The sequence below is a fragment of the Aminobacter sp. Y103A genome (genome assembly GCF_030294925.1).
Lineage (GTDB): Bacteria > Pseudomonadota > Alphaproteobacteria > Rhizobiales > Rhizobiaceae > Aminobacter > Aminobacter ciceronei.
Map to the genome: position 1 here is coordinate 2,991,536 of NZ_AP017986.1, position 18,087 is coordinate 3,009,622.

Here is an 18,087-nt window from a genome sequence, read left to right on the forward strand (position 1 = left end):
CTCCACTCGGCACGAGCGCCGCTTGGTTAGGCGCTCCGCGCTTGACAAGCGGGACAGCGTCCTCATAATTCACCCAAAAGGATGAATTATGCGCTACGAAGGACCATCGGCTTACTTGGACAGGACGCTAATGGCGCTCGCCGATCCTGTTCGGCGGCGCATATTGAAGCGACTGGGGGCCTCAGAATCCCGCGTCACCGATGTTGCCGCCGAGTTTTCAATCTCGCTGAATTCGGTGAGCAAGCACATCCGTCTCTTGGAGCGAGCGAGGCTCATCGAGCGGAATGTGTCCGGGCGTGAGCACATACTTCGCTTCCGCCCCGAGCCGCTCTCTGAGGTTCAACAATGGATCGCGGCTCAGCAAGCCTTCTGGGCGAGCCGGCTTCAAGCCATCGACGATCTTTTGACGGCCGAAGATGCGGCGAGTGAGATACCACCTCGCAAGGAGAAGAAGCGTGTCTAGAACCATTGAAGCGAAGACGCGCCATGAGTTCAAGGCGTCGGCCGAGCGTGTATTCGATGCATGGCTCGATCCGGTGAAAATGCGGTCCTGGGCGGCGCAACCTGTTCCGGGAATGCCCTCATTCGATATTCGTAGGGTCGAGATCGACGCGCGAGTCGGCGGCAAGTTCACCTTTTCAGATATGCGGGAAGACGGCGAGGCAGTTCATTGGGGCTACTACCTCGAAATCGATCGACCCCGGAAGCTTGTCTTCACCTGGTTCACCTCGGAGGAAGAAGAACAGGAGAACAACTCTCTCGTCACCCTGACAATCGAACCGCTCGACAACGGATGCCGAGCGACCATCGTGCACAGTATGGATGAGCGCTGGGCCGAATGGGCGAAGCAGACAGCGGCTGGCTGGGCCCTCATGCTGCGCCAGATCGACTTGTATTTCGGGGCGAATGCAAACAACGACCAGAGCAGTATCCAGTAGGCGGTATGCATTGCGAGTCGCCCCGCAACGGGTCACAATGCTGCGATGCCCCCCCCGGATCAAGCCCGCACGACCTCGTGCAGCTATCCTCTATGAATAGGGGGTATCTCGCGCACTCACCGTTAATGGCCTAGCGTCGCGAAGACATCTCGAACCCGCGGGGTTCGCAAGCCCGAGCGGGCATCGCGCGGCCAGTGCGCTCTATCGGAGCCGTCAGCGAAGCAAACCGGCGTGAGACAAAGGAATTGGCGGAGAGAGTGGGATTCGAACCCACGGAGAACTTGCGCCCTCGACGGTTTTCAAGACCGTTGCCTTAAACCACTCGGCCATCTCTCCAAACCATTGCAGCCGCTGTGCTATTTGCCTGGTCCGATACGGTCGGATCGGCTGGTGCGCAGGGCTTGCAACCATCTGGTCACGAGTGCCGCGTTTATAGCTTTCCCTAGCTCGCCGTCAACGCCGCGAATCTTAAACAAGATGAGAAACGCCCAACATCGTCATTGGGCGGCAAGTGGCGCATCCGGCTTCGGCGAACCGGTTGGCAACACTGCGCTGCAACCCTGGCGCACGCAATCGCCGATCTGCACGGCGCTTCGACAACGCTGGAAGACAACAAATCCGGCTCCTGCCATCGGAACCCAAACAGCCAATGAGGCCGCTTCAGCTGTCGAAGTGGATTATCTTCTTGTTATGTTTTTTGTCATAATGACCTGAAAATAATAGCTTTCTTACGCTGCGACGCTGCGCTTGTTCTGCCACGGCGAACTTGGTTGAAGTCAAGTTACTCGAGGGCAAGCGCCGTAATTGTGCCACAATCTCGCCCGTTTCGGACCACAGTCGATTAATAGGCTGGCAAGCATTACCTGCGCACATAGGGGACTGGGGATACGTGCGCGAGCTGACTCCACATAAGCGTAACGGCGCTGCGCCTTTGGCGGCGCCGGAGTAGACTGGCAGGGGACTTCACGACAATGCAGAACTCGACGCGGACGCGTTTTGGGCGCGCAGCCACGGTCAGCATTCTCGCAGCAACGGTGGTTTTCATTGCCGGCTGCGCCTCCCAGAAGCCGACCTCCGTCGCCAGCAAGAAGCGCTCCAAGGAGTATTTCGCCGAGTCCGAATATGGCGTGAAGGCAAGCCCGCGCGTGACGACAGCAATGTCGAACCTGCCGCGCGGCGGCGGCCGGGACCAGACCGGCAAGCCCTACAAGGTGCGCGGCAAGTGGTACTACCCAAAGGAAGACAAGAATTACGCCGCGATGGGCCCGGCCTCATGGTACGGCGACGCCTTCCACGGCCGTCTGACCGCCAATGGCGAAATCTACGACATGACGCATCTGACCGCGGCGCATCCGACCATGCCGCTGCCGAGCTATGCGCGCGTCACCAACACCAAGAACGGCTCATCGGTGATCGTGCGCATCAACGATCGCGGACCCTATTCGAACGACCGTGTCATCGACCTCTCCAAGCGCGCCGCCGAGATGCTCGACTATGCCCACAGCGGCACGGCCAATGTGAAAGTCGAATATGTCGGTCGGGCACCGCTCGACGGCCGCGACGACCAGTACCTGCTGGCGTCCTACCGCCCGGGCAAGGGCATGGCCGATCCGATCAATGACGGCTTGCCGGCTGGCGTGATGATTGCCATGAACGGTCCGACGCCGAGCGTCGGCGTCGGCCAGGCGGCAGCCTTCCCGGGCACGATGACCACAAACGCAGCGCCTGCAATGATCCAGCAGGCCAGCGCGCCAGCCAACACGCTTGCCGCCCAGGCGGTCCAGTTCGAACAGCCGGCTGTGGCTGCGCAAGGGCAGGGCATCGTCGACGTCGTGCTGCCGGATTTCGGGCCGATCGCGCCTGAACGTCCCGACGGTATGATGGTGCCGCAAACCCGCGTGGCGCTCGCCACCATGGGCTACGCCAGCGAAAGCGAGAGTGCTGCGACCCGCGCCTTCGACGCACTTGCAGGCAATTCGATGACGTCGAGTGACATCGTCGAGTCTTGGAAACGCCTCAATCCCGGGCCGCGTGCCGAGCAGAAGCTGGAAGCTTATGTCGCAGCCGGCACGTTCGAGGACAGCGCAGAAGCCCAGCGTATCGCGAAGGCGCTATCGGCTTACGGTCGTACCCTGGTCGAGCAGTCCGACTTCGAAGGCAAGACCTGGTATTCGGTCGACCTTTATCCCGATGGCAAGACCTCGATCGACGCCATGCTGAAGGCGGCCTGGTCGCATGGCGCACCCGACGCGTTTGCGGTTCACGATTAAGGCATTCGCGCCTGCGGAGCTGTGGCTATCTGCCCCGCCACGGTTGATCCCATCGATCGAAGACTGATAGGTTCACGACGCTCGACCGGAACGGGGCCGAACGGGGCAGTATCTCTCATGAATTTCAGACTATCCGCTCCGATCAGCTTGATGATCGGCTTGCTTGCAGCGCTTGCCTTCACAGGACAGGCTGAGGCTCAGCTGTTCGAAACGAAGGCCACCCAAGCCTACATGATCGATGCCGAAACTGGCACCGTGCTGTTTTCGAAGGATCCCGACAAGCCGATGGCTCCGGCTTCGCTGGCCAAGCTGATGACCATGGAGGTGGTGTTCAACGCCATCAAGTCGGGCCGCTACAAGCTCGACGACACCTTTGCAGTGAGCGAAAACGCCTGGCGCACCGGTGGCGCCGCATCGCGCGCCTCGACGATGTTTGCCGCGGTCAAGTCGCAGATCCGCATCGAGGACCTGATCCAGGGCGTTACTGTACAACTCGCCAATGACGGTTGCATCGTGCTTGCCGAAGGCATGGCCGGCTCGGAAGCCAATTTCGCCCTGCAGATGACCGAACGCGCCCGCGAGATCGGGCTTCAGAAGTCGACATTCGTCAACTCGACGGGCCTGCCGGCGCCCGGCCAGACCACCACCGTGCGCGAGCTTGCCACGCTCGGCCTGCATATCTGGCGCACATATCCCGAGTTCTACCGCTATTACAGCCTACCGGAGTTCAACTGGAACAAGATCCTGCAGCGCAACCGCAATCCGCTGATCACCATGGACATCGGCGCCGACGGCATGGCGGCCGGATTCACCGAAGGCGAGGGCTTTGCCATCGTCGGCTCGGTCAACCGAGAGGGCAGGCGGCTGTTTGCCGCCATGGCCGGCCTTGCCAGCGACCGCGAGCGCTCGGAGGAAGCACGCAAGCTGCTCGACTGGGGCATGCGATCCTTCGAGAAGTCGGAGATCTTTGCCGCCAACGAGACAGTCGGCGAAGCGCAGGTGTTTGGCGGTACCAGATCGCATGTCGCGCTGGTGGCCCAGAAGCCGATCTCGCTGTTTTTACCGATTACCAATCGCGAGCGGCTCGTGGCACGCATCGTCTATGACGGCCCGGTGGCAGCTCCGATTGCACAGGGAACGCCGATCGGCTCGCTCAAGGTCTGGATCGGCGACACGCTGAGCCAGGAAACCCCGCTCTATGCCGCAGAGGCTGTCGAAGTAGGTTCACTGCAAAGCCGTGCCCTCGACGCGGTCAAGGAACTCGCGGTCGGCTGGCTCAGATAGTTCGGGTGGACCTTTGCGGCTCTCGACGCTAGAGCTTCGGCACCTACATAAGATATGCCGTGAGGCCGTTCGTGCGGCATGACGTGCGGTGCAGCGGACAGAAAGGCATTGGTTTGGCGCGCGGCTTCTTCATCACATTCGAAGGCGGCGAGGGCGCAGGCAAGTCGACCCAGATCGAACGCCTGGCCAGCAAGCTTCGCGACAAGCGCTATGACATTCTGGTGACGCGTGAGCCCGGCGGCTCGCCCGGAGCCGAAGCGGTGCGCCATGTGCTGCTGTCGGGTGCCGCCGAGCCATTCGGACCGGAAATGGAAGCGCTGCTGTTTGCTGCCGCGCGCTCCGACCATGTCGAGCAGGTGATCCGACCGGCCGTCGAGCGTGGTGCCATCGTGCTGTGCGACCGCTTTCTCGATTCGTCGCGTGTCTACCAAGGGGTTACGGGCGACCTCGATCCCGACTTCATGGCGGCTGTCGAGCGCGTGGCAATCAATGGCATGATGCCCGACATGACGCTGATCCTCGATCTCGACCCAACCGAAGGCCTTCGGCGCGCCACTGCCAGGCGCGGACAGGATGTGGCCGACCGTTTCGAGAAGGAGACCGTCGAGATCCACCAGCGCCGGCGCGAGGCCTATCTGGCAATTGCCGAGAACGAACCTGAGCGATGCATCCTGATCGACGCATCGAGGGATCAGGAAGAGGTCGAGCACCAGATAACCGACGCCGTCTTCGCCGCCCTCGAGGCGCGCGCTACTGCCGGCAGCCGGGCCAGGGCCGACGCCTGATGTTCGAACGGATCGCCCCCGAACAACACGACACGCTCGACGGCATTGCCGAGCCGGCCGAAAACCCGCGCCTGTTCGGCCATGAACAGGCGGCCGCGATGCTGACCGCGGCCTATCGCTCGGGCAAGCTGCCGCATGCCCTTATCCTCGCCGGCCCGGTAGGCATCGGCAAGGCGACACTGGCCTTTCACCTCGCCAATCATCTGCTGCGTCATCCCGACTATCGCAGCGCGCCCGAAGAGCTCGCGCATCCAGACCCGAAGTCGGGACTGTTCCGCCAGGTTGCCACCGGCGCGCATACTTCGGTGCTGCACCTGACGCGGCCGCAGAACGACAAGACCAAGGGTTTCAAGTCGGTCGTGACAGTCGACGAGATCCGAAAAGTGTCGCGTTTCCTATCGATGACCTCGCATGATGGCGCCTACCGTGTCGTCATCGTCGATCCGGCCGACGACATGAACACCAATGCCGCCAATGCGCTGCTCAAAAACCTTGAAGAGCCGCCGGCGCGTACACTGTTCGTCCTGATCGTCCATGCGCCCGGCAGTCTGCTGCCGACGATCCGTTCGCGCTGCCAGACCATCCGCCTGACCCCGCTCGACGACAATGCGCTGCTGGCAGCCCTTGCCGGCACCGATCAGCCGGCGCCTGACGAGCCGGAGGCGCGCGCGGCGCTGGTGCAGCGGGCAGGGGGCAGCGTGCGCGCTGCCATCCTGCTCACCCAGTATGGCGGGCTGGAGATCGCCGAAGCGCTTGACAGGATCGTGCGGTCCGGACGCAACGACATCGGCGCCGCGCACAAGCTCGCCGATGCGGTGGCGGGCAGGGACAGCGCCATCCAGTTCGACGTCTTCAATCGCCGCGCGCTCGACCTGCTGGCGGATACGGCGACGCAAGCTGCCTACAACTCCGACCTTTCACGGGCCAACGCCTTGTCCGATGCTTGGCACGACGCGCAAAACGCGATATCCGAGACCGAGACCTACAATCTCGACAAGAAACAACACGTCCTGGCCATGATCGACCGCTTGAATGCCGCATTGCGAATGTGACGCTCGTCCGAGCCGGATGGCAAACGCCATGCCGATGCGTTATCTGACCGCGACCCTTTCAATCCGACATTCATGACGGCCCACCCATGTCCCGCGAAAAATTCTACATCACGACCGCGATCTCCTATCCCAACGGCAAGCCGCATATCGGCCACGCCTACGAGCTGATCGCAACCGATGCTCTTGCCCGCTTCCAGCGCCATGACGGCAAGGATGTTTTCTTCCTCACCGGCACCGACGAGCACGGCATCAAGATGCTGCAGACGGCCAACCGCGAAGGCATCACCGCACGTGAACTGGCAGACCGCAATTCGAACGAATTCAAGAAGATGGCAACACTTCTGAATGCGTCGAACGACGATTTCATCCGCACCACCGAAGAGCGTCACTATGCTGCCTCCCAGGCGATCTGGAAGGCGATGGCTGACAAGGGCGACATCTACAAGAGCAGCTATGCCGGCTGGTATTCGGTGCGCGACGAAGCCTATTACGGCGAGGAAGAGACCGAAGTACGTCCCGACAATGTGCGCTATGGCCCGCAGGGCACGCCGGTTGAATGGGTCGAGGAGGAGAGCTACTTCTTCCGCCTGTCGGCCTATCAGGACAAGCTGCTTGCGCTCTATGACAGCAAGCCCGACTTCATCGGCCCCAACGAGCGCCGCAACGAGGTTGCGAGCTTCGTCCGTTCGGGTCTGAAGGACCTGTCGATCTCGCGCACGACATTCGACTGGGGCGTGCCGGTGCCCGGCGACGACAAGCACGTGATGTATGTCTGGGTCGACGCGCTGACCAACTACATCACGGCGCTCGGCTATCCGGACACCAGCGCCGAGAAGTGGGCTTACTGGCCTGCCGTTCATATCATCGGCAAGGACATCGTCCGCTTCCATGCCGTCTACTGGCCGGCTTTCCTGATGTCCGCCGGCATCGAGTTGCCGAAGCGGGTGTTCGGCCACGGCTTCCTGTTCAACCGCGGCGAGAAGATGTCGAAGTCGCTCGGCAACGTCGTCGATCCGTTCACCATGGTCGAGCATTATGGCCTCGACCAGGTGCGCTACTTCCTGCTGCGTGAGGTTCCGTTCGGCCAGGACGGCAGCTACAGCCACGAGGCAATCGTCAACCGCACCAATGCCGATCTCGCCAACGACCTCGGCAATCTTGCGCAGCGCTCGCTGTCGATGATCGCCAAGAACTGCAATGGCGTGGTGCCGCAGCGCGGCGAATTGGCGGAGGCCGACAAGGCGATCCTCGACCAGGCCGTGGCGGCGCTGGCGACGGCGCGCAAGGCAATGGCGGAGCAGGGCATCCACCACGCCCTCGCCGCGATCTTCGCCGTCGTTGCCGAGGCCAACCGCTACTTCGCGGCACAGGAGCCCTGGGCACTAAAGAAGACGGACCCGGCGCGCATGGAAACGGTGCTGTGGACCACGGCCGAGGTGATCCGTCGCGTCGGAATCATGTGCCAGCCGTTCATTCCGGCCTCGGCGGCGAAGCTGCTCGACCTGCTTGCCATCACCGACCGGGACTTCGTCCATGTCGACGCCGCGCATGCGCTGGTCTCGGGTGCGGCACTGCCGGCACCGCAGCCGGTGTTCCCGCGCTATGTCGAACAGGCAGCGGAAAGCTGAGGCCGGCAGAAATGTTGGTCGACAGTCATTGCCATCTCGACTTCCCCGATTTCGCCCAGGAGCGCGCCGATATCATCGCGCGCGCCAAGGCGGCGGGCGTCGAGCGGATGGTCACGATCTCGACGCGCGTGAAGCGCTTCGAACAAATCCTTGCGATCGCTGAAGAATTCGGCGAAGTTTTCTGCTCCGTCGGCACCCATCCGCACAACGCTGCGGAAGAACTCGACGTGACGACCGCAGATCTGGTCCGGCTGGCACAGCACCCGAAAGTTGTGGCGATCGGCGAGGCCGGCCTCGATTATTTCTACGACAAGTCGCCGCGTGACGCACAGGCGCAGGGCCTGCGCGTCCATATTGCAGCGTCGCGTGAAACCGGATTGCCGCTGGTCATCCACGCCCGTAACGCCGATGACGACATGGCTGATATCCTCAAGGAGGAAACAGGGAAGGGTGCCTTCCCCTTCATCCTGCACTGCTTCTCGTCAGGGGCCGAGCTGGCGCGCATCGGCGTCGCGCTTGGCGGCTATGTCTCGTTCTCCGGCATCCTGACGTTCAAGAACTCGGCCGAGCTGCGCGAAATCGCCAAGGACGTGCCGCGCGACCGGCTGCTGGTCGAAACCGATGCGCCATACCTTGCGCCGCCGCCGCATCGCGGCAAACGCAACGAGCCGGCCTTCGTGGCGCAGACGGCTGCAGTGCTGGCCGAAACCATCGGTGTCAGCGCAGCTGAAATCGCCGACATCACCACAGCCAACTTCTTCCGGCTGTTCACCAAGATGCCGAGGCCAGCCTGACGCCATGGCCGACGTGCTGCGCCTTACCATTCTGGGTTGCGGCTCGTCGCCAGGGACGCCGCGCATCACCGGGGACTGGGGCGCCTGTGACCCGACAAACCCGAAGAACAGGCGCACCCGCGCGGCCGCCATGGTCGAGCGCATTTCCGACACCGGCGTCACGCGCGTCGTCATCGACACGGGGCCGGATTTCCGCGCCCAGATGCTGGCCGCCGGCGTTCGCCACATCGACGGCGCGGTCTACACGCACCCGCATGCCGACCATATCCACGGCATTGACGACCTCCGGGGCTATGTGCTCGAGCGCGGTAGCCTCGTTGATATCTGGGCCGACGTTTTCACGCTCGACAGGCTGAAACAGGCATTTGGCTACTGCATCGAAACGCCGCCGGGCAGCTCATACCCACCGATCGTGCGGCCGCATGCGATCGCGCACGACCAACCATTCGTCATAACGGGAGAGGGGGGTGCCCTCACCTTTCTGCCGCTGCCGCAGATCCATGGCGACATCATCTCGCTCGGCTTCCGTGTCGGGCCTCTGGCCTATTGTTCCGACGTCAGTGACTTCCCTGATGCGACGGTCACATTGATGATGGGCCTGGAACTGCTCGTCGTCGACGCCTTGCAGCATAGGCCGCATGTCAGCCATCTGTCGCTCTCGGAGGCGTTGGAGTGGATCGGGAAGCTCAAACCAAGCAAGGCCGTGCTGACCCATATGCACGTGCCGCTGGACTACGCCGCCGTCATGGACGCCACGCCGGCACATGTCGAACCGGCCTATGACGGCATGACGATCGAAATGCCATTTCCGACAGAGTGATAAGCTGACAGTTTGACGCGCGCCTGAGTGGCATCGCAGCCGGCCAATAACGCGCATTGCGGCGAATGCGTCCAAGCCGATCGTCAGCCAAGCTTGCAGAGACGACCGGGAACAGCAAAAACCCAGCTAATCAGCGTTTCTGAAAGGTAGACTTGTTCCATAATCTATCTTATGCGACTTAAATTTGTAGCCGGGTGGGTTCTACCTTGAAGTGCGACTTTGCTGCGATACCAATGGGTTATCGCACGCAAGGAACCGCAGATGAGACGCACCTACTCCCAGATCGATTTGGATGAACGCCGTAAGATCGAGCGCTGGCGCCAAGCCGGAGTAAGTGTCGACGCGATCGCTGAGAAGCGCGGACGCCATCGCTCGACGATCTTCCGCGAGATCGCGCGGAACAAGTTCGAGGATCGGGAGATGCCCGATCTGACCGGCTACTTCTGCGATATCGCAAGCTTGTTCGACATCCGCAGCTCCAGGCCGCAATCATCGAGCGGATCAAACATGGCTGTCGCGTGACACCGACCCACTGCCCTTCGATGACCGCCACCTCAAGCAAGCGGGTGCTCATCTCAACGCGACACCACGTAAATGTCTTGGCTTCAGAACGCCAGCGGAAGTGTTCAGGCACAAGCTTCTGGCTGCCCGGCGATGAACCAGCTACCTTGCCTTGGCTCAAAGTCGCACTTCGCCCAGAACTCACAATGCGAACTTCACGATCAAAAGTCGATTGATCCGATCATCCGCGTTGCCTCGGCCAGCTCTTGCGCTATTTCCGGATCGTCAACCCGCATAGCAATGTGTACGTTGCCAGCACGATGTTTGCCGCTGTGGTAGCGGGCGATCGAAAACTGGAGCGCTCCGACGCCCGAGTTGCGCGCAAGCGTCGGCGGTGCGTCGCGCGGCAAATCGTCGGTTACATCGAACCAATCCGCTGGCAGGTCGAGCAGCAATCCGTATCACAACGAGTGACTGTATGCGGCAGCGGAAGCGCTTTAGCCTTGTTGTTGCTATGATGGCCATGGAGACAGGACGTGACGTCGGACAGGCAACGCAAAACCCATTGGGACGGCATCTACGGTACCAAGGCCGAAGACGCAGTCAGCTGGTATCAGCAGTCGCCGGAGCAGTCGCTGACGCTGCTTGAGCTCGTCGGCGCCTCACCGGCATCAGCCGTCATCGACATCGGCGGCGGCGTCTCGCATCTGGTCGACGTGTTGCTCGGACGAGGCTTTGACGATGTCACCGTGCTGGACATCTCGCAGGCAGCACTTGATGCGGACCGCGCGCGCCTTGGACCGGACGCAAGCCGCGTGACCTGGATCCGCAGCGACGTAACCGCATACCGGCCGGACCGCGGCTACGACATCTGGCATGACCGCGCCGCGTTTCATTTCCTTACCGAGGCCAGCGATCAGGAAACCTACGCCACGGTATTGGACAGCGCGCTGAAGCCCGGCGGCCATGCGATCATCGGCACTTTCGCACCCGACGGTCCTGAGAAATGCAGCGGGCTGCCGATCGTCAGGCACGATGCCGGCAGTATCGGCACATTGCTGGGCGACGGCTACGAGCTCGTCGACACGCGCCGCCACGAACACAGGACGCCATGGGACAGCGTGCAGCTATTCCAGTTCAGCACGTTCCGCAAACGGGGCTGACGACCACCCTGCCCGTATATTAGTCGTTACTGGATCGCCGCAAGGTCGCGGCGGCACAGCAACAGGTCAAGCCGGTGCCGCGACACGCCTGGATGCAAACGCCCTGGCCAGCCACATGCCGACAAGCATCATTGGCAGGAAGGCATATGTGCCGGCAGCTCCGAGCGTGGTTGCCGTCAGTGCTGGCCCCGGGCAAAAGCCGCCAAGTCCCCAGCCGATGCCGAAAATGGCCGAGCCCAACAGAAGCGGCCAGTCGATCTCCGTCTTGGCCGGAAGCTAGAACGCGGCAGCGGCCAACGGCTTTGAGCGTTTCAATACAAGGCGATAGCCGACGAATGCGGTGATGACGGCGCCACCCATGACGAAGGCCAGCGACGGATCCCAGGTGCCAGTCACGTCAAGGAAATTCAACACCTTGGCCGGGTCGGACATGCCTGAAACAACGAGGCCTATGCCGAACAGCAGGCCAAGCGCGAGATTGACAAGAAACGACATGGTCAGTCTCCTAAGACGTGCCGGACGATGAAAACCGTGACGAAGGCCGTGGTCATGAAGGTGACGGTGGCAAGCAGCGACCGCATCGACAGCCGCGACAGCCCGCAGACACCGTGTCCACTGGTGCAGCCGCTGCCATAGACCGAACCAAAACCGACCAGCAGACCGGCGATGGCCATCAGCGACAGGTTCGATGAAACGGTCTGGAGCACCTCGTTTCCGGATGCCATCAGATAGATCAGGGGTGCGGCGACCACGCCGAGAACGAAGCCGAGGTGCGACGGGAAAGCACCGTCGGCATAGGGCGGCAAAAGGCGGCTGGCGATGCCGCTGATGCCCGCTATGCGCCCTTCCCAGGCTATCAGCAGCACGGCCGCCAGGCCGATCAGGATGCCGCCTATTGTCGACGCGATGGGGGTAAATTCAGTCATTGTTCCTGCTTTTCGTTCGAAATTGGCGCGGTCGCCGGCGCACAGAACATGCGGTAGAGCAAGGCAACCATTTCCGCGACGCGCTCGTCGGCCAGACGATAGAAGACCGACTTCGATTCCTTGCGGCCGGCAATCATTCCGGCGTCGCGCAGCTCGGCGAGCTGTTGCGACAGGCCCGGTTGTCGGATGTCGAGGCGATCTTCGAGGGCGCGCACCGAACGCTCGCCGTCGACGAGGGCACAAACGATCATCAGGCGATTGGGATTGGCGAGCTTCTTCAGAAATTCTGAAGCCTCCCCCGCCCGTTCAAGCAGTTCAGATATCGCCTTGTTGGCTTCGGGATTCACGGCATTGACCTCGGTTTGGATGTGCGCATGTCCGGATCGCCCTAGCGTCCGTTTGACGGCGCCCGCATTGGTTCGCTTTCATAAATTACGTATATATGATTGCATTTTTTTGCAATCGACACTCTGCATATGTCAAGGCGCGAAACGAAGCGTGCGGATTGGCAAACGGCAGAAATTGGTCATAGACCGAGCTCGCGTCCGGGCAAATGTGCAACGGACGACATCGCCGGCGACTAGGGCCAATCGACATTCAGGATTCCCGGCGGGATGGAAGCGTGATTCATAGGTTTCCGTGGTAAGCCTCCGGTGGGGGCCGCGGCCGCCTTGGATTGTCAGCGTGCCTGACTACGGCTTTTCTCGAAGCCGACCTTGCCGAGAGCGCGGCGTCTGGCGAGCTTTTTCATCCGGGTTTGGATTTCGTCTTCATCGGCATGTGCGGGATCGAACGGACGGCCGTGCCAGCGCTTGAGTTCGCGATGCTGCTCGTGCTTGGGATCGGCGATGGCGTCGAGGAACAGTTCGAAGCCGGGGATGCCGCCGACATCTTCGGGTGGGGCGCGGCCGGCGCCGTCGATGTAGCGGGGATACTCGGCGGCGGGATCGGCATCGGCGACCGCCTCGATCGTGATCGTGTGCCTCCAGTCGTCACCGAAGTCGTAGGTGTAGGTCAGTTGCATGATGCCGCGATCGACCAGCGAGCCGAGCCGCAAGGTCTTCGCCGAGTAGGTTTTATCGCGCAGGCTATCCCATTCGGGATTAGGGATGGCGTAGCGCCTTCCGTCGGCGCGGAACTCGAACAGGTGATAGTCGTCAAACGGCATGGCCGCCTGGATTACGTCGTGCAAGGCCTTGAGCGTTGCCGTCAGCGGCACCTCGGCGCGCCGCCAGATGGCTGGCTGCCAGTCATCGAGCTGGATCCTGATGCGGGCGATGCGATCGGCGTGGCTCATGCCGCCAATCTTGCAGATTGCGCCTTCCAGTTCCACGGCAGGAGTTCGGACAGCCGGCTTTGCGGCGTGTCGGCGATGCGGGCGAGCACATCGGCGAGCCAAGCCTGCGGGTCAGCATCATTGAGCTTTGCCGTGCCGATCAGGGTATACATGACGGCCGCGCGATCGGCGCCACGGTCCGACCCAGCGAAGAGCCACGACTTTCTGCCGAGAGCCAAGCCGCGCAGCGCCCGTTCGGCAGCATTGTTCGTCAGGCAGATGCACCCGTCTTCGAGGAAACGAGCGAAGCCCGCCCAGCGTTTGAGCATGTAGTCGATCGCCTGGGCGACCGGGGCGTGGCGCGAGAGCCTGGCACGCTCGCCACGCATCCATGCTTCCAGCTCGGCGACGAGCGGCGCGCTTCTTTCGGTCCTGACGACAAGACGCTGCTCGCCAGCCAAGCCGTTGATGTCGCGCTCGATGTCGAACAGGAGATCGATGCGTTTGACGGCTTCGAAGGCGATCGGCGAGATCGGCGGCGCGGCCTTTCCCCGACGAGCATTGGCGGCGATGTCGGCAAGCACGAAGAACTTGCGCCGCGCATGGCTCCAGCAGAGCGCCTCCGTCACCGGTCCGGGCTTGCGGTCGCGGAGGTAGAGCCGGTTGTAGCCGGCATAGGCGTCGGCCTGCAGAATGCCGGTGAACTGCCGTAGGTGCCGCTCTGGATGATCGCCGGACCGGTCGCGGGATGCGTAGAACAGGGCTGCCGGTGGTGATGCACCGCCGAAGGGCCGATCGTCGCGGACATAGATCCAGGCTCGACCGGTGGTCGTCTTGCCCTTCGCCAGGATCGGCACCGTAGTGTCGTCGCCGTGAAGCCGCTCTGCCGAGAGCACATGGTCCTCGATCAGCGCATGCAGCGGACGCAGCACCACCGCGCATGCGCCGACCTGATCGGCCAGCGTCGACAGGCTCAGCTCGATGCCTTCGCGGGCATAACGCTCACTCTGCCGGTTCAGCGGCTGGTGCTGGCCGAACTTCTCGAACAGCACCATGGCAAGCAGGTTCGGGCCGGCAAAGCCGCGCGGCGTGACGTGGAACGGCGCCGGTGGCTGCGTGATCGCCTCGCACTGCCGGCACGAGAACTTCTCGCGCACCGTCTGGATCACCTTCCACTGGCGCGGGATCACCTCCAGCGTCTCGGTGACGTCCTCGCCCAGCTTAGACAGCCGGACCGATCCGCAGCACGGGCAGCTCTCGGGTGCGGCAATTACCACGCGCTCGCGCGGCAGATGCTCCGGGAACGGCTTGCGCGACGGGCGCCGGCGCTCGAATGAGCGAACCGTCTGTGTCTGGGACGCCGCCCTCTCGGCAGCGAGTTCGTCCTCCGATGCGTCCGCCTCCAGATCCTCGAGCTGTAGTACCATCTGCTCGAGCAGCCTGGCCTTGCGTTCCGAACGGCTGCCATAGAGCTCGCGCCTGAGCTTCTCGATCTCCAGCTTCAGTCGTGCAATCAGCGCCTCCGTCCCGGAACTGACCGCCGCCGCGCGGGCGGCAAGGGCTTCGGCCTCAACGCGCGCGGCGCGCTCCGCGAGGATCATCGCGTGGGCGGCGGCGAGGTCGGAAGGGAGCGATTCAGCGGCGGACACCAATCGATGGAATCACATCCACCGCCATGTGCAAGGCCAAAATCGTCAGCCGGTCGCCGTCGGCCGCCAGGTCTTCTGCGGCATGCGCCAATCAATGCCTTCGAGCAGATAGCCGAGTTGGGCCGGCGTGATAGTGACTGCGCCGTCGGCCGGCGATGGCCAGATGAAGCGGCCGCGCTCGAGCTTCTTCGAGAACAGGCAGGCGCCCTGGCCGTCGTGCCACAGAACCTTGATCAGATCGCCGCGACGGCCGCGGAAGACGAACAGATGACCATTGTGCGGATCACGCTTTAGCGTCTCCTGCACCACCAGCGCCAGGCCCGGAAAGCCCTTCCTCATGTCGGTGTGGCCGGTCGCCAGCCATACCCGCACGCCGCTCGGAACCGGGATCATCGGGACCCGAGCGCGTCCAGAACGCGCCGCAGCGCCTCGGCATCTACGTCGCGATCGACGCGGACGCGGCGCCCGCCGCCAAGCTCGATCTCGATGATGCCGCTCTTGCGGCGACGTCGGCCGGGAGACGCCGATGGCGCCGGCGCCTCAACGGCGGGCGGCGCAGCAGCAGGAACGATCTCGACCGCGACCAATTGCGAGGGACCGGCATCGACCCGATCACACAGGTCCTTGCGCCATCGAAAGAGTTGGCTGACGTGAATGCCCGCCGATCGCGCGACTTCCGACACCGACACGTCAGGCTCAAGAGACGCCGCGACCAGGCTCTCCTTCTCCTCACGCGACCACCGCCGGCGTCTCTCGACCGACGTGATCACCTCCACCCGCGGCATCGTCATAGGGCTACTCCTAGGATTATCCCTAGGACTTCCGACGTTCGCCCTCAGCCCGCAAGGCGGTCCTCACCGGAGGGATACTTTCCGTGATTTGGCGGAGACCTGATGATGTCAGTGAAACGATATGAACTGAGCGAGGTGCAGTGGCGGCGGATCGCAGCACTGTTGCCGGGCAAGGCTGGAGATCCGGGACGGACTGGCTCTGACAACCGTCTTTTCGTCAATGGTGTGCTGTGGGTGCTTCGATCGGGCGCCCATTGGCATGACCTGCCGGAGCGCTACGGCAAGTGGAAGACACTGCACAAGCGCTTCTCGCGCTGGTCCAAGGCGAAGGTCTGGGAGCGGGTCTTCGACGACCTCACCAAGGACCGGGACAACCAATACCTGATGCTCGACAGCACCTTGGTCCGCGCCCACCAGCAGGCGGCGACCGGAAAAGGGGGGACAAAAATCAGGCTCTGGGGCGTTCCCGAGGCGGATTGACCACCAAGATCCACATGCTCGCCGACAGCTTCGGCCGCCCGCTGAGGTTCCTGCTCGCCGCTGGCCAGAGCCACGATATCCTTGCCGCGCCGATGCTGCTGCAAGGCTACACCGCTGAGGCCGTTCTGGCCGATCGAGCCTATGATTCCAATGCCTTGCGCAGCCTCATCGCCGAAATCGGCGCCAAGGTGGTCATCCCCTCCACCCGCTCCAGATCACAACCCATCCCGCATGATCCGCTCATCTACCGATGCCGCAACCATATTGAGCGATGCTTCAACAAGCTCAAGCACTTCCGACGTTTCGCCACCCGCTACGACCGGCGCGCCATCCACTTCCTCGGCTTCATCCACATCGCCGCAACCATGATCTGGATCCGCTGAATGTCGATTCAGCCTAGTCGTCGGAGTGGCTGCGGTTGGCCTTGTTGCGTGCCCAAAATTCGAGGCGTTTTTTGATGTCGCGTTCAAAGCCGCGTTCATTGGGCGCGTAGAATTCCGGACGGTTGGCGCCGGCAAGCTCATCTGGCATGAATTCCTGGCCCGAAAACGCGTCGGGATAATCGTGGTCGTACTTGTAGCCCTCGTGGTAGCCGAGTTCCTTCATCAGCTTGGTCGGGGCGTTGAGGATGTGCTTTGGTGGCGCCAGAGAACCGGTCTGCTGGGCCATGGCAATCGCCTGGTTGAAACCCATATAGGACGCGTTCGACTTGGGCGCCGTTGCTACATAGGTGATCGCCTGGGCCATGAACAGGCGCCCTTCCGGCCACCCTACCCGCTCGAACGCCGTCCAGGCAGCGATGACCTGCGGCATCGCCTGCGGGTCGGCCATGCCGACGTCTTCGGATGCGGCGCAAGCCAGGCGGCGGAAAATCGTCGCCGGAGATTCGCCGCCAACAACCATGCGCGCTGCCCAGTAGAGCGACGCCTGCACGTCGCTACCGCGCAGGCTTTTATGGAAGCAGCTGAGCATGTTGTAGTGCTCTTCCTGCCCCTTGTCGTAGACCGGAGCACGCTTCTGCACCGTCTCGGCGAGGCCGCCGACGTCGAGCACCACGCCAGAAGGCAGCGCGAGCAGCTCCTCGCAGAGCCCGATCAGGTAGCGCCCATCGCCATCCGCCATGGTCAGAAGTGTATCACGCGCGTCAGCGTCCAGCGGCAGCTTCCTGCCGGCATGCGCCTCGGCCCGCTCGGCCAGGATGGCAAGGTCAGGCTTCTCGAAACGCTTGAGCGTGTAGACCTTGGCACGCGACAGCAGAGCCGCAACAAGGCTGAAGCTCGGGTTCTCCGTCGTCGCACCGATCAGCACGATGGTGCCGTCCTCGACATGCGGCAGCAGCGCGTCCTGGGTGGTTCTGTTGAAGCGGTGGAGCTCATCAACGAACACCACCGTCTGGCGCCCTGCCCCGCTGCGCAGCTGCCTGGCAGCGTCCACGACCTTCCTGAGGTCGGCGACACCAGAGAGAACCGCCGAGAGCTGAACAAAATCGAGACCGATTTCCTTGGCGACCAGCCGGGCAATCGTCGTCTTGCCTACGCCTGGCGGCCCCCAGAGGATGAAGGACGATGCCTTTTTCGACTTGACCATGCGGCCGATCGGACCGTCAGGACCGAGGATATGGTCCTGACCGATGACCTCGCTGAGGCTTTGCGGACGCAATGTCTCGGCAAGCGGGCGCGGCACGACCTCGTCGAAGAGAGAGCTCATGCGGTGGCCCTCCCCCCGATCCA

Annotated in this window: 19 protein-coding genes, 1 tRNA gene and 4 pseudogenes; 14 read left to right on the top strand and 10 right to left on the bottom strand. The window is 62.6% G+C overall.

What is annotated here, in order from left to right:
• Positions 1-130: 130 nt before the first annotated feature.
• Both Amn_RS14565 and Amn_RS14570 read left to right on the top strand, forming a co-directional pair.
• Positions 131-463 carry an ArsR/SmtB family transcription factor gene (locus Amn_RS14565; RefSeq protein WP_286288469.1) on the top strand — a complete coding sequence of 111 codons (333 nt, stop codon included), beginning with the start codon at positions 131-133 and terminating at the stop codon, positions 461-463.
• Complete coding sequence (locus Amn_RS14570; protein ID WP_286288471.1) at positions 456-938, top strand: SRPBCC family protein; 483 nt, start codon at positions 456-458, stop codon at positions 936-938. The genes Amn_RS14565 and Amn_RS14570 overlap by 8 nt, the downstream gene beginning before the upstream one ends.
• Positions 939-1,184: 246 nt before the next feature.
• On the opposite strand, the gene Amn_RS14575 is transcribed toward Amn_RS14570, so the two are convergent.
• Positions 1,185-1,274: transfer RNA gene (locus tag Amn_RS14575), tRNA-Ser, on the bottom strand.
• Between the two features lie 141 nt (positions 1,275-1,415).
• Here Amn_RS14575 and Amn_RS14580 point away from each other — a divergent pair.
• The 10 genes and pseudogenes from Amn_RS14580 to Amn_RS32740 form a co-directional block, all read left to right on the top strand.
• Positions 1,416-1,652, top strand: coding sequence for a hypothetical protein (locus tag Amn_RS14580; RefSeq protein WP_182585861.1), 237 nt, complete (start codon positions 1,416-1,418; stop codon positions 1,650-1,652).
• 257 nt (positions 1,653-1,909) lie between these two features.
• Positions 1,910-3,208: a septal ring lytic transglycosylase RlpA family protein gene (locus Amn_RS14585; protein WP_182576229.1), complete on the top strand. Its 1,299-nt coding sequence runs from the start codon at positions 1,910-1,912 to the stop codon at positions 3,206-3,208.
• 150 nt (positions 3,209-3,358) lie between these two features.
• On the top strand, positions 3,359-4,492 hold the full coding sequence (locus Amn_RS14590) for a D-alanyl-D-alanine carboxypeptidase family protein (protein WP_067961938.1): 1,134 nt from the start codon (positions 3,359-3,361) through the stop codon (positions 4,490-4,492).
• A 113-nt stretch (positions 4,493-4,605) separates the two neighbouring features.
• Complete coding sequence (tmk, locus tag Amn_RS14595; RefSeq protein WP_067961936.1) at positions 4,606-5,277, top strand: dTMP kinase; 672 nt, start codon at positions 4,606-4,608, stop codon at positions 5,275-5,277.
• Positions 5,274-6,329, top strand: coding sequence for a DNA polymerase III subunit delta' (locus Amn_RS14600; protein ID WP_067966526.1), 1,056 nt, complete (start codon positions 5,274-5,276; stop codon positions 6,327-6,329). The genes tmk and Amn_RS14600 overlap by 4 nt, the downstream gene beginning before the upstream one ends.
• An 86-nt stretch (positions 6,330-6,415) precedes the next feature.
• On the top strand, positions 6,416-7,957 hold the full coding sequence (metG, locus tag Amn_RS14605) for a methionine--tRNA ligase (protein WP_182576231.1): 1,542 nt from the start codon (positions 6,416-6,418) through the stop codon (positions 7,955-7,957).
• A gap of 11 nt (positions 7,958-7,968) precedes the next feature.
• Complete coding sequence (locus tag Amn_RS14610) at positions 7,969-8,751, top strand: TatD family hydrolase (protein WP_182576232.1); 783 nt, start codon at positions 7,969-7,971, stop codon at positions 8,749-8,751.
• Positions 8,752-8,755: 4 nt separating this feature from the next.
• Positions 8,756-9,571 carry an MBL fold metallo-hydrolase gene (locus tag Amn_RS14615; protein ID WP_182576233.1) on the top strand — a complete coding sequence of 272 codons (816 nt, stop codon included), beginning with the start codon at positions 8,756-8,758 and terminating at the stop codon, positions 9,569-9,571.
• Between the two features lie 261 nt (positions 9,572-9,832).
• Positions 9,833-10,083 (top strand): annotated as a pseudogene (locus tag Amn_RS32735) (helix-turn-helix domain-containing protein); the annotation flags it as partial.
• Positions 10,080-10,229, top strand: a pseudogene (locus tag Amn_RS32740) (IS30 family transposase); the annotation flags it as partial. The pseudogenes Amn_RS32735 and Amn_RS32740, both read left to right, overlap by 4 nt.
• Positions 10,230-10,293: 64 nt before the next feature.
• Here the strand turns inward: Amn_RS32740 and Amn_RS14625 are convergent.
• A complete protein-coding gene (locus tag Amn_RS14625; RefSeq protein ID WP_067961928.1) occupies positions 10,294-10,527 on the bottom strand; it encodes a hypothetical protein in 234 nt (77 codons plus the stop codon).
• An 81-nt stretch (positions 10,528-10,608) separates the two neighbouring features.
• Between Amn_RS14625 and Amn_RS14630 the strand changes: the two genes are divergently transcribed.
• Complete coding sequence (locus tag Amn_RS14630) at positions 10,609-11,235, top strand: class I SAM-dependent methyltransferase (protein ID WP_286288484.1); 627 nt, start codon at positions 10,609-10,611, stop codon at positions 11,233-11,235.
• Positions 11,236-11,301: 66 nt separating this feature from the next.
• Here Amn_RS14630 and Amn_RS14635 read toward each other — a convergent pair.
• From Amn_RS14635 to tnpA, 7 genes and pseudogenes are all read right to left on the bottom strand, one after another.
• Positions 11,302-11,730: pseudogene (locus Amn_RS14635) on the bottom strand (DUF6691 family protein).
• A 2-nt stretch (positions 11,731-11,732) separates the two neighbouring features.
• Positions 11,733-12,161 carry a YeeE/YedE family protein gene (locus tag Amn_RS14640; RefSeq protein WP_154384200.1) on the bottom strand — a complete coding sequence of 143 codons (429 nt, stop codon included), beginning with the start codon at positions 12,159-12,161 and terminating at the stop codon, positions 11,733-11,735.
• Positions 12,158-12,508: an ArsR/SmtB family transcription factor gene (locus tag Amn_RS14645; RefSeq protein WP_246786991.1), complete on the bottom strand. Its 351-nt coding sequence runs from the start codon at positions 12,506-12,508 to the stop codon at positions 12,158-12,160. The genes Amn_RS14640 and Amn_RS14645 overlap by 4 nt, the downstream gene beginning before the upstream one ends.
• Positions 12,509-12,840: 332 nt before the next feature.
• Complete coding sequence (locus Amn_RS14650; protein ID WP_286288506.1) at positions 12,841-13,458, bottom strand: plasmid pRiA4b ORF-3 family protein; 618 nt, start codon at positions 13,456-13,458, stop codon at positions 12,841-12,843.
• Positions 13,455-15,038, bottom strand: coding sequence for an IS66 family transposase (gene tnpC / locus Amn_RS14655; RefSeq protein ID WP_286297879.1), 1,584 nt, complete (start codon positions 15,036-15,038; stop codon positions 13,455-13,457). Before tnpC ends, Amn_RS14650 begins: the two co-directional genes overlap by 4 nt.
• Before the next feature lie 93 nt (positions 15,039-15,131).
• Positions 15,132-15,479: an IS66 family insertion sequence element accessory protein TnpB gene (gene tnpB, locus Amn_RS14660; RefSeq protein ID WP_286288509.1), complete on the bottom strand. Its 348-nt coding sequence runs from the start codon at positions 15,477-15,479 to the stop codon at positions 15,132-15,134.
• On the bottom strand, positions 15,476-15,877 hold the full coding sequence (gene tnpA / locus Amn_RS14665) for an IS66-like element accessory protein TnpA (RefSeq protein WP_286288512.1): 402 nt from the start codon (positions 15,875-15,877) through the stop codon (positions 15,476-15,478). The genes tnpB and tnpA overlap by 4 nt, the downstream gene beginning before the upstream one ends.
• A gap of 105 nt (positions 15,878-15,982) precedes the next feature.
• Between tnpA and Amn_RS14670 the strand changes: the two are divergent.
• Positions 15,983-16,740: pseudogene (locus Amn_RS14670) on the top strand (IS5 family transposase).
• Between the two features lie 13 nt (positions 16,741-16,753).
• On the opposite strand, the gene Amn_RS14675 reads toward Amn_RS14670, so the two are convergent.
• Positions 16,754-18,064: a replication-associated recombination protein A gene (locus tag Amn_RS14675; protein WP_067961917.1), complete on the bottom strand. Its 1,311-nt coding sequence runs from the start codon at positions 18,062-18,064 to the stop codon at positions 16,754-16,756.
• Positions 18,065-18,087: the final 23 nt, after the last annotated feature.